This window comes from Serratia sp. TSO36, assembly GCF_057808395.1.
Genome location: NZ_JBJZOU010000027.1, coordinates 58,317 through 73,699 on the forward strand (window position 1 = coordinate 58,317; position 15,383 = coordinate 73,699).

Here is a 15,383-nt window from a genome sequence, read left to right on the forward strand (position 1 = left end):
GCCCCTTCACGCTGCTGAACGTTAACGCTCCTGCGCCGCCAACGCCTGGGCGCAGGCCCAGGCAGAGCTCCACGCCCACTGGAAGTTGTAGCCGCCCAACCACCCGGTCACGTCCACCACTTCGCCGATAAAATAGAGCCCCGGCGCCTTGTGGGCTTCCATCGTCTTGGAGGAAAGTTCGTTGGTGTCGACGCCGCCGAGCGTCACTTCCGCCGTGCGGTAACCTTCGGTGCCGTTCGGCTGCACGCGCCAGTTCTGCAACAGCTCCACCAGCGCCGCCTGCTGCGGCGCATTCAGCTGCTTCAGCGTGGCCTCCGGCAGTTGTCCCAGGGTTTGCAAGCACTCCACCAACCGCTTCGGCAATTGCAGCGCCAGGGTGTTTTTCAGGCTTTGGTTCGGGTGCTGGCGGCGTTGATCATCCAGGAAGGCCGCCAAATCCAGCTCAGGAAGTAAGTTAACGCTCACATACTCACCCGGTTGCCAGTAGCTGGACAGCTGCAGCACCGCCGGGCCGGACAAGCCGCGATGGGTAAACAGGATGCTTTCACGGAAGCTGACGCCGTTCTCGGCGGTGATCACCGCCGGCACCGAGACGCCGGACAGCGTCTGCACATGCTCCAGCAGCGGCTTATGCAGGGTAAAAGGCACCAGCCCGGCGCGCGTCGGCAGCACCCTGAGGCCGAACTGCTCCGCCAGCTTGTAACCGAACGGCGAAGCGCCCAGCCCCGGCATGGACAAACCGCCGCTGGCCACCACAAGTGAGCGAGCACTCACTTTTTCACCATTCAGCGCCAGCGAGTAACCATGTTCGGTTTTCTCCACGCCCAGCACTTCGCTGCGCAGGCGCATCGTCACCTGGCCCAGCTCGCACTCTTTGACCAGCAGATCCACCACCTGCTGCGCCGAGTCGTCGCAGAACAGCTGCCCCAGCGTTTTTTCATGGTAGGCGATGCCGTAGCGGTTGATCAGATCGATGAAGTCCCACTGGGTGTAGCGCGCCAGCGCCGACTTGCAAAAGTGCGGGTTGTTCGACAGGTAGGCCGCCGGTTCGGCGTACATGTTGGTAAAGTTGCAGCGCCCGCCGCCGGACATCAGGATCTTGCGGCCCGGTTTTTTGCCGTTGTCGAGCAGCAACACGCGGCAACCGAGTTGCCCCGCCTGCGCGGCGCAAAACATGCCGGCGGCGCCCGCCCCAATCACTACGACATCAAACTGTTCCACCTGAGCCTCACTTATCAAAACCACAATCGCGACAAAAGGGCGCCATATTACGCCGTTTCGCCGCCGGTCACCGCCAAATTCACGGCGGCAGATTGTAAAGCCCCGGCGCCGCCAACGCCATAGTAAGAAAATATTACAGAGGTCAGAGGAGAATAACGCATTGATATTCCATATTTTTGTTATAGGCGCGTCATCATTTCGTCATGTCCAAATCAAAAAAACGTCATATTTTCCTTTTCCCCGGCCCCGGTTGTCACTGATAATGCGCGGCGTTCATGTCCACAAACTGGCGTAACGCTTATGCTGCATTTGTTCGCTGGCCTGGATTTCCATACCGGCCTGATGTTAATTCTCGCATTGTTGTTCGTGTTGTTTTATGAAGCCATCAACGGTTTTCATGATACGGCCAATGCGGTCGCTACAGTTATTTATACCCGCGCCATGCGCTCGCAACTTGCGGTCGTGATGGCAGGTTTGTTCAACTTTCTTGGCGTAATGCTCGGCGGTTTGAGTGTTGCTTACGCCATCGTCCACTTGCTGCCTACCGATCTGTTGTTGAACGTCAGTTCAGCACACGGATTAGCCATGGTCTTCTCCATGCTGTTGGCGGCAATCATCTGGAACCTCGGCACCTGGTATTTCGGTCTGCCGGCCTCCAGTTCCCATACGCTGATAGGCGCAATCATCGGTGTCGGTTTAACCAACGCCCTGATGACCCACACTTCAGTGGTGGATGCGCTTAACGTCCCGAAAATGATTGGTATTTTCCTTTCTCTGCTGTTCTCGCCGCTGGTCGGCATGATGGTGGCGGGAGTGATGGTGTTCGCCTTGCGCCGCTATTGGAGTGGCACCAAGAAACGCCAGCGTATCCACATGACCCCTGCGGAACGTGAAAAGGTCGACGGCAAACGCAAGCCGCCGTTCTGGACCCGTATCGCGCTGATCCTGTCGGCGATTGGCGTCAGCTTCTCGCACGGCGCCAACGACGGCCAGAAAGGCATCGGCCTTATCATGCTGGTGCTGATCGGCGTTGCGCCGGCCGGCTTCGTGGTCAATATGAATGCAACCGGTTATGACATCACCCGTACGCGTGACGCCGTGACCCACCTGCAGCAATATTACCAGCAGCACGGCGACGCGCTGTCGCATGCGGTGTCGTTGACGCCGCTGGTGCCAAGCCCGGATGACGAAGCTGCGCCGAACAAGCCGGCCGAGTTCCACTGCGACAGTTCGCGCGCCATGCCGGCGATCGAGCTGGCTCAGGGCATGCTGACCAACCTGCAAAGCTACGATCAGCTGACGGTTGAGCAGCGCAGCCACCTGCGCCGCCTGCTGATGTGCGTGACCGACACGGCGGATAAAGTCGCCAAGCTGCCGGAAACCTCATCCGCCGACCAGCGCTTCCTGAAGAACCTGCGTCAGGATCTGCTGCAGACCGTCGAGTACGCGCCGATGTGGATCATCGTCGCCGTCGCGCTGGCGCTGTCGCTCGGCACCATGGTGGGCTGGAAACGCGTGGCCACCACCATCGGCGAGAAGATCGGCAAGAAAGGCATGACCTACGCCCAGGGCGTATCGGCCCAGATGACCGCGGCGCTGTCTATCGGCGTGGCGAGTTATACCGGCATGCCGGTCTCCACCACCCACGTCCTCTCTTCGGCGGTTGCCGGGACGATGATCGTGGACGGCGGCGGCGTGCAGAGCAAAACCGTGAAGAACATCCTGTTGGCCTGGTTACTGACCCTGCCAATCTCGATTCTGCTTTCCGGTGCGCTGTATTGGGTTGCGTTGAAGCTGATCTAAGCGATAAGCATCATGAGGAAGGCGGCCGCAGGGCCGCCTTTTTTTTGCCTGCATCAAGGGAAACAGGAAGGCATTAATACCAGATCATCAGCGCTATCAGGCTGATGACCACCAGGCCGCACAGGGCCGAGGTCAGCATGAACTGCCCGCGCACCCGTTCGCAGCGGCGAATAAACTCCGGATCGTGGTGCTCGACATAGCGTTGCGCAAAGATATAGCGCACCAGCCTCAGCTGCTTGCTGGGTTGCCCGTGGGCGGTGAAGAAACCGCCGCCATCGACGTATTGGTACAGCAGCGGATCGCAGCCGCGCAATACCACCAGCAATGCGCGCAGAGAAGAGTAATACCGCACCATGTTTACCACACACACCACACATAAGGCCCAAAACAGCGCGACGGTACTGATCATGATTACCCCCTCAAGGCGTTGTTATCCGCGGCCATCCGCCGGGTCCAACCGCCCTACCTCATTACCCGATACTCTGCTGGAGCTTACCGCTCTCATCCCCTTTTTTGCCTGCACGGGCCATGCCCATAACCCACCGCCTCCAGAGACGTTACCGCACCGCACAGAGAGATTTGCACGGCGTGATTCCACTCAGAGGGGAAATGGTGAGACCCATATTCATCATTGTAGGTTAATGAAACGCAAACTGGCCTGATCAGTGGATAAAATTTACCGCCACGCGCCGAAACGCCCCCGCCGGGGCGTTATAAGTGATAACCGTTCGTCTGCAATTAGTCGTTTTTCCTGGATAGTCTATCCCGCCCCACGCCGCTGATCTTTCCCCCCACGCTGGCTAGACTCAGGTTTCCGTTACGCTCATCCAAGGAAACTGTTATGGCAAACCATTCAATCAAGGGAAAAACCGTCCTGATCGCCGGCGGCGCCAAAAATCTCGGCGGGCTTATCGCGCGCGATTTGGCTGAACAAGGCGCCAAAGCGGTAGTGATCCACTACAACAGCGCCGCCTCCAAAGCCGAAGCGGATAAGACCGTCGCCGCCATCCAGGCCGCCGGGGCGCAAGGCGTCGCGCTGCAGGCCGATTTGACCACCGCGGGCGCGGTCGAGAAGCTGTTCGCCGATGCGGTCGCCGCCGTCGGCAAGCCGGATATCGCCATCAATACCGTCGGCAAAGTGCTGAAAAAGCCGATGGTCGACATCAGCGAGGCCGAGTACGACGAGATGACCGCGGTCAACGCCAAAACCGCGTTCTTCTTCCTGAAAGAGGCGGGCAAACACCTCAACGACAACGGTAAAATCTGCACGCTGGTCACCTCGCTGCTCGGCGCCTTCACGCCGTTCTATGCCGCTTACGCCGGCACCAAGGCGCCGGTGGAGCACTTCACCCGCGCCGCCGCCAAGGAGTTCGGCGAACGCGGTATCTCCGTGACGGCGGTCGGCCCCGGCCCGATGGACACCCCGTTCTTCTATCCGGCCGAAGGCGCCGATGCGGTGGCGTATCACCAAAGCGCGGCGGCGCTGTCGCCGTTCAGCAAAACCGGCCTCACCGATATCGAAGACGTGGTGCCGTTTATCCGCCACCTGGTCAGCGACGGCTGGTGGGTTACCGGCCAAACCATCCTGATCAACGGCGGCTATACTACCAAGTAACGCCGCATGGGGGGCGCGCGTCTGGCGTCCGCCCCCGCCAGGAGGCGCAGCGTAGAGGATATTGCAATGCACATGCTGATGGTCATTGGCGGAGGCGTGGTTCTCCTGGGATTGTTTGTGCTGTTCGGCTGGCTCTGGGGCGCCAGTGCGGCGGGCATGGCGCTGGCGGCAAAAATTTTCGTCCCGGCCTGGTTGCTGATCGCGGCGGTCAATATGTGGGTGGGCGTCGCCCACGCGGGCTACAGCCTGCGGGCGGAGTTGCCGATCCTGCTGCTGGTGTTCGCGATCCCCGCCGCCATCGCCGCGTTCGTATTCTGGCGCCTCGCCCATGTCTGAAAGCGCCGGCGACCTGCTCAACGTGGTGACGCTACTGGGCGCCGCCGTGGTGGCCGTGCCGCTGTTCAAGCGCTTGGGGCTGGGCTCGGTGCTGGGTTATCTGGCCGCCGGTTTGGCGATTGGGCCGTTCGGCTTTGGTTTGTTCAACGATGCGCAGACCATCCTGCACACCGCCGAGCTTGGGGTGGTGATGTTTCTCTTCATCATCGGCCTGGAGATGCGGCCTTCTCATCTGTGGAACATGCGGCGCGATATTTTCGGCCTGGGCAGCCTGCAGGTATTGAGCTGCGGGCTGCTGCTCACCGCCATCGGCATGGCCTTCGGCTTTTCATTGGCCATCTCCTTCATCTGCGGCATGGGATTCGTGCTGACGTCTACCGCGATCGTCATGCAGCTGTTGGGCGAGCGCGGCGACATCGCCAGCCCGCGCGGTCAGAAAATCGTCGCCGTATTGCTGTTTGAAGATCTGATGATTGTCCCGCTGCTGGCGCTGGTGGCGTTCATCGCGCCGGCCGGTTCATCGACGCCGGTATCCGGTTCCGCCTGGGGCGGCATCGCCATCGCCGCCGGTGCGCTGGCCGCGCTGGTGGCGGCCGGCATCTGGCTGCTGAACCCGCTGTTTCGCATTCTGGCGCACGCCAAAGCGCGCGAAGTGATGACCGCAGCCGCGCTGCTGGTGGTGCTCGGCGCCGCTTTGCTGATGCAGGTGGGTGGCCTTTCCATGGCCATGGGCGCCTTTTTGGCCGGCGTGCTGCTGTCGGAATCGACGTTCCGCCATCAGCTCGAAGCCGACATCGAGCCCTTTCGCGGTCTGCTTTTGGGGCTGTTCTTCCTCGGCGTCGGCATGTCTCTCGATCTGGCCGTGGTGGCGCGCAACTGGCCGCTGATCGTCAGCGGCGTGCTGGCGATGATGTTCATCAAAGGCCTGTGTATTTACTACGTGGCCCGGTTGACGAAAAGCTCGCACGGTGATGCTCTCGACCGCGCCGTACTCATGGCGCAAGGGGGAGAATTTGCGTTTGTGCTGTTCGCCGCTGCGCTGGCCAATCAGGTGCTGCCTGCGGAAACCAACGCCAGCATGACCGCCGTCGTGGTGCTGTCGATGGCTTTGACACCGCTGGCGGTGTTGATCCACCAACGCCTGCGCGCCTCGTCCGACGCCTCGTTGGACGGCACGGAACAGCCCACCGGCTTGACCAACAGCGTGCTGATCGTCGGGTTCGGCCGTTTTGGTCAGATCGTCAGCCAGCACGTTTTGGCGATGGGCGCCGATATCGCCATTATCGACCGCGAACCCCAGGTTGCCCGCGACGCGCAAGACTTCGGCTTCAAAGTTTACTATGGCGACGGTGCGCGCATGGATGTGCTGCATGCGGCGGGCGCCGGCCACGCCCGCGCCATCTTGGTCTGCATTGACGATCCGCAAGCCGCCACGCAGATTGTCGAACACGCCAAAACCCACTTCCCGCAGGCCCGCGTGCTGGCTCGCGCTCATGACCGCGAACATGCCATCGCGCTGATCAAGGCCAATGTGGATTACCAAATTCGCGTCACCTTAGAGTCCGCCATGTCTTTCGGGCATGAAGCTATGTTGGCGTTGGGCTCCGATCCGGAAACCGCGGCGGATCTGATGGCCGAGCTGCGGCGCAAGGATGCCGAACGGTTGGCGATGGAGGTGTCCGGCGGCATTTACGCCGGTACATCGATGATTTTGGGCAATGCGCCGACCAAGGCGAAGAAGGAATGACGGGCATGCCGACCCTTTTCCGCCGGCGCAGCGATGCGCTCGCGGCCGATAATCAAACGGCCGATGAGGTGGTGCGGTTTTGGCGAGACGCCGGCGCAGAGCAATGGTTCCGGCAGGATCCGCGCTTCGACCAACGCTTTCGCGCGCGCTTTTTGGGCCTGCATCTGGCGGCGGCCCGGCGTGAACGCGACGACTGGCTTAAGACGCCGGAAAGCGCGCTGGCGCTGATGATCCTGCTCGACCAATTTCCGCGCAACGCTTTTCGCAACACCGCCCACATGTACGCCACCGATCCGCTGGCGCGCCGCTTCGCCCGCATCGCCATTGCGGCGAACTACATGCAGGCCGTCGAGCCTTCGCTGCGCCTGTTTTTTTGCCTGCCGTTCGCCCACTCGGAAAATCTCGCCGATCAGGATCTTTCCGTGGCGCTAAACGCTCAACTGGGGCCAGCTGAACGCGCGCACGCCGAGGGACACCGCGATATCATCCGCCGTTTCGGTCGTTTCCCACATCGCAATCAGCTGCTGTTGCGCGATACTACCACGCAGGAGCAAGCCTTCCTGGAGCAAGGAGGGTTTGCCGGATAACGCCGCAGAATGCTTTAAGCGGCAATAATAAGGACAATAACGGGCGCATCGATGGACAGATTCAATCAATACCGCGTATTCGTGCAGGTGGCGGAGATGGGCAGCTTTATCCGCGCAGCCCATGTGCTGGAGGTGCCGCGCGCCTCGGTGTCCGCCGCCGTGCAACAGCTGGAAACGCAGTTGGGCGTGCGCCTGCTGCACCGCACCACGCGGCAGGTGCGGCTGACAGCCGACGGCGAACAGCTGCTCGAGCGGCTGCGCCCGCTGCTGGCCGAGGTGGAGGATATCGATCAGTCGTTTCAGGCCAGCCAGCGCCAGGCCTCCGGGCGGCTCAGCGTCGACGTGCCGAGCCGCATCGCCCGCCGGCTGATCGCGCCGGCGCTGCCCAGCCTGCTGCGGCGCCATCCCCACCTGCAGCTGGTGCTCGGCTCCGCCGATCGCGCCATCGATCTGGTGCAGGAAGGGGTCGACTGCGCGGTGCGCGTCGGCGATCTGCACGACAGCAGCCTGGTGATGCGCCCGCTCGGCCATATCGCGCTGATCAACTGCGCCAGCCCCGCCTACCTGAGCGAATACGGGCATCCCACTCACCCCGCAGATCTCGTCACCGGCCACTGGCACATCGGTTACGCCTCGCCCAAAACCGGCCGCGAATCCCCCTGGGAATACCTGACCGCCGACGGCCACACCCAGCGGCTCGAACTGCCCAGCCGGGTGGTGGTCAACAACGCCGAGAGCTATATCGCCTGCTGCCGCGCCGGGCTGGGGCTGATGCAAATCCCGCGCTACGACGTGCAACACCTGCTCGACGCCGGTGAACTGGTGGAAGTCCTGCCCGCTTACCGCGCCGCCTCCATGCCGATCGCCCTGATCTATCCCCATCGTCGCCAGCGCTCACGCCGCCTGGCGGTGTTTCACGAATGGTTTGAAAGCCTGCTGCAGCCGCATCTGGAGCGCTGATTGCGCATTTAGCGCTATACTTTGTTTAATAACGCTTATAATTCAAGCGGTCAGACCGGCAGCATCCGCATAATCAATAGGCTTTTACGCCGCGCGGGTGTACAACGAAAGGTATCGGGCGGAGAGATTTTCGATGCGGCGCAGTGTGATCGCCCCAACATATCATTGCGTTATCCGAATGATACTATGGAACCAAAAGCGCAAGGCGGGTAAACGGAACGCCTGCTAACCCTTTTAATCGGCATGTTTATGGAAGGAGTATTCTTATGGCTTACAAACACATACTGATCGCGGTGGACCTATCCCCGGAAAGCAAGATCCTGGTAGAAAAAGCCGTCTCGATGGCGCGGCCGTACAACGCTAAAGTCTCTCTGATCCACGTCGATGTCAACTATTCCGACCTCTATACCGGCCTGATCGACGTCAATCTCGGCGACATGCAAAAACGCATCTCCGAGGAAACCCATCAGGCGCTGACCGAGCTGTCGCAAAACGCCGGCTACCCGATCACCGAGACCCTGAGCGGCAGCGGCGATCTGGCGCAGGTATTGGTCGATGCCATCAAGAAATATGACATGGATCTGGTACTGTGCGGCCACCACCAGGATTTCTGGAGCAAGCTGATGTCTTCCGCTCGCCAGCTGATCAATACCGTGCACATCGATATGCTGATCGTGCCGCTGCGCGACGAAGAAGACGAGTAAAGTAAGCGCTTGCTAACTTAACTGCCCAACGCCCGCGCCCTGCGGGCGTTTTTCATGCCGCCACGCCGATTAATCGCTTGATAATCAACCGCCCTCCGATGATATAGTCGCTAAAGACACAACATCCTCCCCCGGGCATCGCCTATACCCAAATCTATAAGAAATAGCGGGGGAAAATTTAATGCTAAAAGGAGTTATCCATGGAATATGCCGTATCGGTAGAGTCTTTCCTGTCCTCGTTACAGCGCCATAACCCCCACCAGCCGGAATATCTGCAGGCGGTGCGCGAAGTGTTCACCTCGCTGTGGCCGTTTATCGAACGCAACCCGCGCTATCGCGAACAGGCCCTGCTGGAGCGCCTGGTGGAGCCCGAGCGCGTCATTCAGTTCCGCGTCAGCTGGGTGGACGATCGCGGCCAGGTGCAGGTCAACCGCGCCTTCCGCGTGCAGTTCAACTCGGCCATCGGCCCCTACAAGGGCGGCATGCGCTTCCACCCGTCGGTAAACCTGTCGATCCTGAAATTCCTCGGTTTTGAGCAGACCTTCAAGAATGCGTTGACCACCCTGCCGATGGGCGGCGGCAAAGGCGGCTCCGATTTCGATCCCAAGGGCAAAAGCCAGGGCGAGATCATGCGCTTCTGCCAGGCGCTGATGACCGAACTGTATCGCCATCTGGGGCCGGACACCGACGTGCCGGCCGGCGACATCGGCGTCGGCGGCCGTGAAGTCGGCTTTATGGCCGGCATGATGAAGAAACTGTCCAACAACACCGCCTGCGTGTTTACCGGCAAAGGGCTCTCCTTCGGCGGCAGCCTGATCCGCCCCGAGGCGACCGGCTACGGCCTGGTGTACTTCACCGACGCCATGCTGCAGCGCCACGGCCTGGGCTTTGAGGGCATGCGGGTGGCGGTGTCCGGCTCCGGCAACGTGGCGCAGTACACCATCGAGAAAGCGCTGGAGCTGGACGCGCGCGTGATCACCGTGTCGGATTCCGGCGGCACCCTGGTGGACGAGGACGGCTTCACCACCGAGAAGCTGGCGCACCTGGCGGAGATCAAAAACCAACGCTACGGCCGGGTGGCGGACTATGCCCGCGAACGCGGCCTGACCTATCTGGCCGGCCAGCAGCCGTGGAACGTGCCGGTGGATATCGCCCTGCCGTGCGCCACCCAGAACGAACTGGATCTCGAGGCGGCGCAAACGCTGATCCGCAACGGGGTGAAGGCGGTGGCGGAAGGCGCCAACATGCCGACCACCATCCAGGCCACCGACGCCTTCCTCGACGCCGGCGTGCTGTTCGCGCCGGGCAAGGCGGCCAACGCCGGCGGCGTCGCCACCTCGGGGCTGGAGATGGCGCAAAACGCCGCGCGCATCGGCTGGCGGGCAGAGAAAGTGGATGTACGTTTACAACATATCATGGCCGATATTCACCACGCCTGCGTGGAATACGGCGGCGAGGGCAAGCAAACCCACTACGTGCACGGCGCAAATATCGCCGGTTTCGTCAAGGTCGCGGACGCCATGCTGGCGCAGGGCGTGCTGTAATCCGCCTTAAAGGTGATCTTGTTCACACATCGATTAAATGCTTCAATGCCGGCCTCTGCGCCGGCATTTTTTTATGCTTTCACGCCATCCAAATGATGCCGATACGTTAAATAAAAGTTAATAATAGGTTATTTATTGCTTCTTAATCGGTAGTAAATTTACCACCACCAAATAATTAAACATTTATTTAACATTAAATATGTCATTATTTTACTTAAATGTGCGCAGATCACATTTCATTAACTTCAGCTACGCCCCCTCTTCCATTCCTTTGTAATCTGCAGCGGTGGAAAAACCGCCACCCCTACAGATAAAAAAAGGTACAGCTAATGAAATTTAACCTCGCATTATTAAATGCATGTGTGGTTTCTGCGTGCATGTTATCGACAACACCTGTGTTCGCCGCTGATAAGTATGAGATTGCCGTGGTCGCTAAAGTGACCGGCATTCCGTGGTTCAACCGCATGGAAGTGGGCGTCAACGAAGCGGCGAAAAAACTCGACGTCAACGCCTACCAGACCGGCCCTTCTACGCCGGATCCGGCCGCGCAGGTCAAGGTGATTGAGGATCTGATCGCCAAGAACGTCAACGCCATCATCGTGGTGCCGAACGACGCCAAGGTGCTGGAGCCGGTGCTGAAAAAAGCGCGCGACAAAGGCATCGTGGTGCTGACCCATGAATCCCCGGACCAGCAGATCGGCCAGTGGGACATCGAGACCATCGACAGCGAGAAATACGCGCAGGCCAACGTCGATGAGCTGGCGAAAGACATGGGCGGCAAAGGCGGCTACGCGGTCTACGTCGGCTCGCTGACCGTGCCGCTGCACAACGCCTGGGCCGATTCCGCCATCAAATACCAGAAAGAAAAATACCCGGACATGTTTGAAGTCACCTCGCGCCTGCCGGTGGCGGAAAGCATCGACAAATCCTACGCCACCACGCTGGATCTGATGAAAACCTATCCGCAGATGAAGGGCATCATCGGCTTCGGCTCGCTCGGCCCGATCGGTGCCGGCCAGGCGGTGGCCAAGAAACGCGCCAAGGACAAGATCGCGGTGGTGGGCATCGCCATGCCGGCGCAGGCCGCCCCTTACCTGATGCGCGGCGACATCAAAAAAGCGCTGCTGTGGGATCCGAAAGACGCCGGCTATGCGCTGGTGACGGTGGCCGACCAGCTGCTGCAGGGCAAGGAAGTGAACAAGGATCTGGCGATCGAGGGCCTTGGCAAGGCTGACGTCGATATGGAACACAAAGTGATTCGGTTTAATAAGATTTTGGAAGTGACCAAAGACAACGCCCAATCGCTTGGATTCTGATTTTTCGCGTAATTTCGCCACACCGGGAAAGTAGTTAAACCCTCGTAGGGGCGCAGCTTGCTGCGCCCAGGGCTTCGGCCGCTACGCAAGCACAGGTTAACGTTATGACAGCCTCCCCCGCATTTATCACCCTGGAGAATATCAGCAAGCGATTCCCAGGCGTGCTGGCATTAGACCAGATCAACCTGACGCTCAATATTGGCGAAGTGCACTGCCTGGCCGGGCAAAACGGCTGCGGCAAAAGCACCATCATTAAAATCATCTCCGGCGTCTATCAGCCGGAAAAAGGCGCCAACATTTCGCTGGAAGGCAAACTCTTCCACGCCCTGACGCCGCAGCTGTCCGGTTATTACGGCATACAGGTGATCTACCAGGACCTGTCGCTGTTCCCCAACCTGACGGTGGCGGAGAACATCGCCATCCACCGTTACCTGCCCGGCGGCCGTTTCTGGGTGCGCAAGCGGGTGATGCGCCAGACGGCGCTCGACGCCATGGCGCGGGTCGGCATACGCATCGATCCCGATAAAAAGGTGGAAAAACTGTCGATCGCCGATCGGCAACTGGTGGCGATTTGCCGCGCCATCGCCGCCGAGGCGCGGTTGGTTATCATGGACGAACCGACCGCCTCGCTGACCCGCCAGGAGGTCGACGGCCTGCTGCGGGTGGTCAACGAGCTGAAGGCGGCCGGCATCTGCGTGGTGTTCGTCAGCCACAGATTGGATGAAGTGATGGAAGTCGCCGATCGCATCAGCGTGATGCGCGATGGCAAGCTGGTGGGCACCTGGCCGGCCAGCGAACTGGACAGCCACGAACTGGCGTTCCTGATGACCGGCCAACGCTTCCACTACAGCCCGCTGCCGCCGCTGCCGCCGGCCGAACAGGCGCCGCTGCTCGAAGTGCGCAACCTCAGCCGCGGCGAGAAATACCGCAACGTCAATCTGGCGCTGCGCGGCGGCGAGATCGTCTCGATCGTCGGCCTGCTCGGCGCCGGCCGCACCGAACTGTGCCTCAGCCTGTTCGGCATGACGCGGCCGGACAGCGGCGAGATCCGCATCGAGGGCCAGGCGGTGCAGCTGCACAACAACCGCGAAGCGGTGCGCCACGGCATCGGCTATGTGTCGGAGGATCGTCTGACGCAGGGGTTGATCATGGAGCAATCGATCTACGACAACACCATCGTCACCGTCTTCGATCGGCTGCATACCTCGCTCGGGCTGCTGGATCACGCCAAAGCGACCGAGCTGGTCAACCGGCTGATCCGCGATCTGAACATCAAGGTGTCCGACAGCGCGCTGCCGGTGAAAACCCTGTCCGGCGGCAACGCCCAGCGCATCGCCATCGCCAAGTGGGTGGCGACCCAGCCGAAGATCCTGATCCTCGACTCGCCCACCGTCGGCGTGGACATCGCCAACAAAGAGGGGATCTACCAGATCGCCCGCGATCTGGCGCAGCTGGGCATGGCGGTGCTGATGATCTGCGACGAGATCCCGGAAGCCTATTACAACAGCCATCGGGTGATGGTGATGCGCAAGGGCGAACTGATCGCCGAATTCGCGCCGCACCAGAGTACCGAACAACAGATCGCCGAGGTGGTGAATGGATAAGTCATTATTGGCCCGCCTGGCCGGGCGGCACGAGTTTTATCTCGGCCTGTTGGTGCTGCTGCTGGCGATCGGCCTGAGCGCCGGCACCGACGAGTTTCTGACGCTCGGCAACCTGACCGACGTCGCCACCAGCTACGCCATTCTCGGCATCCTGGCCTGCGGGCTGTTCGTGGTGCTGATCGCCGGCGGCATCGACATTTCGTTCCCGGCGGTCACCGCCATCGCTCAGTACGTGATGGCCAGCTGGGTGATCCAGCACGGCGGCAGCTTCCCGCTGGCGTTCGCCCTGGCGATTGGCGTTGGCCTGCTGCTCGGGCTGGTGAACGGTTTCCTGGTGTACTGGCTGAAAGTGCCGGCGATCATCATCACCATCGCCACCCTCAACCTGTTCTACGGCCTGCTGGTGTACGCCACCAACGGCACCTGGCTGTACGGCTTTCCGGACTGGTTCATGAACGGCATCAACTGGTTCTCGTTCCAGGGCGCCGACGGTTACGACTACGGCCTGACGCTGCCGCTGCTGTGCCTGCTGGCGACCATCGTCGTCACCGGCGTGCTGATGAACCGCACCCGGCTGGGGCGCCAGATCTACGCTATGGGCGGCAACCGCGACGCGGCGTCGCGCCTGGGGTTGAACCTGCTGCGGCTGCATTTTTGCGTCTACGGCTACATGGGCATTCTGGCCGGCGTCGCGGCGGTGGTGCAGGCGCAGATCACCCAGTCGGTGGCCCCCAACTCGCTGCTCGGCTTCGAGCTGACGGTATTGGCGGCGGTGGTGTTGGGCGGCACCAGCATGAGCGGCGGCCGCGGCTCGTTGACCGGTACCCTGCTCGGCGTGGTGCTGCTGGCCTTCCTGCAAAACGGGCTGACGCTGCTCAGCGTCTCGGCCTATTGGCACCAGGTATTCAGCGGCGCGATCATTTTGATCAGCATCAGCACCACTGCCTGGAACGAAAAACGCAAGCTGCTCAAGGAGATCTGACATGACGCAGTTAACTCGGTTGATCCCAAACGATCGGATCATTCGCCTGCAGGGCGCGATCATCATCGCGGTGGCGCTGCTGTTCGCCGGGCTGCTCGGATCGCGCTTCTTCAGCCTCGGCAACTTCCAGTCGATCGCCTCGCAGCTGCCGATCCTCGGCCTGCTGGCGCTCGGCATGGGCATCACCATGCTGACCGGCGGCATCAACCTGTCGATCATCGCCGGCGCCAACGCCTGTTCGCTGGTGATGGCGGCAATCATCGTCAGCCACCCCGACCAGCCGCTGTTCCTGGCGCTGGCGCTGGTGGCCGGCCTGCTGGTGGCGGTGGCGATCGGCGCGCTCAACGGCGCGCTGGTGGCCTGGATCGGCGTCTCGCCGATCCTCGCCTCGCTCGGCACCATGACCCTGATCACCGGCCTGAATATTCTGCTGTCCAACGGCGCGGTGATCTCCGGCTTCCCGGCGGCGATTCAATTTCTCGGCAACGGCGCCGTGCTCGGCGTGCCGGTGGCGCTGATCCTGTTCCTGCTGGTGGCGGCCGGGCTGTGGCTGCTGCTGGAGCACACCACGCTGGGGCGCAGCCTGTACCTGATCGGCTCCAACGAGCAGGCCACCCGCTTCAGCGGCGTGAACACCGCGCGGGTGCAGGTAGCGGTGTATATCCTGTCGGCGCTGCTCGGCTGGGGCGCCGCGCTGCTGATGATGGCCAAGTTCAACTCGGCCAAGGCCGGCTACGGCGAATCTTATCTGCTGGTGACCATTCTGGCCTCGGTGCTGGGCGGCATTAACCCGGACGGTGGCTTCGGCCGTATTCTGGGGCTGGTGCTGGCGCTGATCGTGCTGCAAATGTTGGAAAGCGGCCTCAATTTGCTGGGGGTTAGCAGCTACCTGACCATGGCCCTGTGGGGCGGCGTGCTGATCCTGTTTATCGCGTTACAGAATCGAAAAGCCTGAGGAGAAAAT

General features: G+C 61.0%; 14 protein-coding genes. 12 read left to right on the plus strand and 2 right to left on the minus strand.

Annotated features, from left to right (window positions below; translation table 11 throughout):
* Positions 1 to 21: 21 nt before the first annotated feature.
* Positions 22 to 1,221: a BaiN/RdsA family NAD(P)/FAD-dependent oxidoreductase gene (locus tag ACK3CV_RS23900; protein WP_164141680.1), complete on the minus strand. Its 1,200-nt coding sequence runs from the start codon at positions 1,219 to 1,221 to the stop codon at positions 22 to 24.
* Positions 1,222 to 1,521: 300 nt separating this feature from the next.
* On the opposite strand from ACK3CV_RS23900, the gene pitA reads away from it, so the two are divergent.
* A complete protein-coding gene (gene pitA, locus ACK3CV_RS23905; protein WP_049195612.1) occupies positions 1,522 to 3,024 on the plus strand; it encodes an inorganic phosphate transporter PitA in 1,503 nt (500 codons plus the stop codon).
* A gap of 73 nt (positions 3,025 to 3,097) precedes the next feature.
* Here the strand turns inward: pitA and uspB are convergent, their stop codons facing one another.
* A complete protein-coding gene (gene uspB / locus ACK3CV_RS23910; RefSeq protein ID WP_016930435.1) occupies positions 3,098 to 3,433 on the minus strand; it encodes a universal stress protein UspB in 336 nt (111 codons plus the stop codon).
* A gap of 432 nt (positions 3,434 to 3,865) precedes the next feature.
* On the opposite strand from uspB, the gene ACK3CV_RS23915 reads away from it, so the two are divergent.
* The 11 genes from ACK3CV_RS23915 to ACK3CV_RS23965 all read left to right on the plus strand — a co-directional run bounded on the left by ACK3CV_RS23915 (position 3,866) and on the right by ACK3CV_RS23965 (position 15,374).
* Entirely contained in the window at positions 3,866 to 4,639 is a 774-nt protein-coding gene (locus tag ACK3CV_RS23915; protein ID WP_033636374.1) for an SDR family oxidoreductase, read from the plus strand.
* Positions 4,640 to 4,705: 66 nt separating this feature from the next.
* The gene (locus ACK3CV_RS23920; protein ID WP_033636375.1) at positions 4,706 to 4,975 is read left to right on the plus strand and encodes a hypothetical protein; all 270 of its coding nucleotides are present in this window, start codon (positions 4,706 to 4,708) and stop codon (positions 4,973 to 4,975) included.
* Positions 4,968 to 6,722, plus strand: coding sequence for a monovalent cation:proton antiporter-2 (CPA2) family protein (locus tag ACK3CV_RS23925; protein ID WP_049195611.1), 1,755 nt, complete (start codon positions 4,968 to 4,970; stop codon positions 6,720 to 6,722). Before ACK3CV_RS23920 ends, ACK3CV_RS23925 begins: the two co-directional genes overlap by 8 nt.
* Positions 6,723 to 6,727: 5 nt before the next feature.
* On the plus strand, positions 6,728 to 7,309 hold the full coding sequence (locus tag ACK3CV_RS23930; RefSeq protein WP_049195636.1) for a DUF924 family protein: 582 nt from the start codon (positions 6,728 to 6,730) through the stop codon (positions 7,307 to 7,309).
* 51 nt (positions 7,310 to 7,360) lie between these two features.
* Positions 7,361 to 8,269: a LysR family transcriptional regulator gene (locus ACK3CV_RS23935; protein WP_047570115.1), complete on the plus strand. Its 909-nt coding sequence runs from the start codon at positions 7,361 to 7,363 to the stop codon at positions 8,267 to 8,269.
* 266 nt (positions 8,270 to 8,535) lie between these two features.
* Positions 8,536 to 8,973 (plus strand): universal stress protein UspA, encoded by a 438-nt coding sequence (gene uspA, locus ACK3CV_RS23940; RefSeq protein WP_004930988.1) that lies wholly within the window; start codon positions 8,536 to 8,538, stop codon positions 8,971 to 8,973.
* 200 nt (positions 8,974 to 9,173) lie between these two features.
* Complete coding sequence (gene gdhA / locus ACK3CV_RS23945; protein ID WP_033649380.1) at positions 9,174 to 10,517, plus strand: NADP-specific glutamate dehydrogenase; 1,344 nt, start codon at positions 9,174 to 9,176, stop codon at positions 10,515 to 10,517.
* A 329-nt stretch (positions 10,518 to 10,846) separates the two neighbouring features.
* Positions 10,847 to 11,833: an autoinducer 2 ABC transporter substrate-binding protein gene (locus ACK3CV_RS23950; protein WP_049195610.1), complete on the plus strand. Its 987-nt coding sequence runs from the start codon at positions 10,847 to 10,849 to the stop codon at positions 11,831 to 11,833.
* Between the two features lie 104 nt (positions 11,834 to 11,937).
* Positions 11,938 to 13,437, plus strand: a complete 1,500-nt coding sequence (locus tag ACK3CV_RS23955) for a sugar ABC transporter ATP-binding protein (protein WP_033636380.1) — start codon at positions 11,938 to 11,940, stop codon at positions 13,435 to 13,437.
* Positions 13,430 to 14,419, plus strand: a complete 990-nt coding sequence (locus ACK3CV_RS23960; RefSeq protein ID WP_015379367.1) for an ABC transporter permease — start codon at positions 13,430 to 13,432, stop codon at positions 14,417 to 14,419. The genes ACK3CV_RS23955 and ACK3CV_RS23960 overlap by 8 nt, the downstream gene beginning before the upstream one ends.
* Position 14,420: 1 nt before the next feature.
* Positions 14,421 to 15,374, plus strand: a complete 954-nt coding sequence (locus ACK3CV_RS23965; RefSeq protein ID WP_033649382.1) for an ABC transporter permease — start codon at positions 14,421 to 14,423, stop codon at positions 15,372 to 15,374.
* Positions 15,375 to 15,383: the final 9 nt, after the last annotated feature.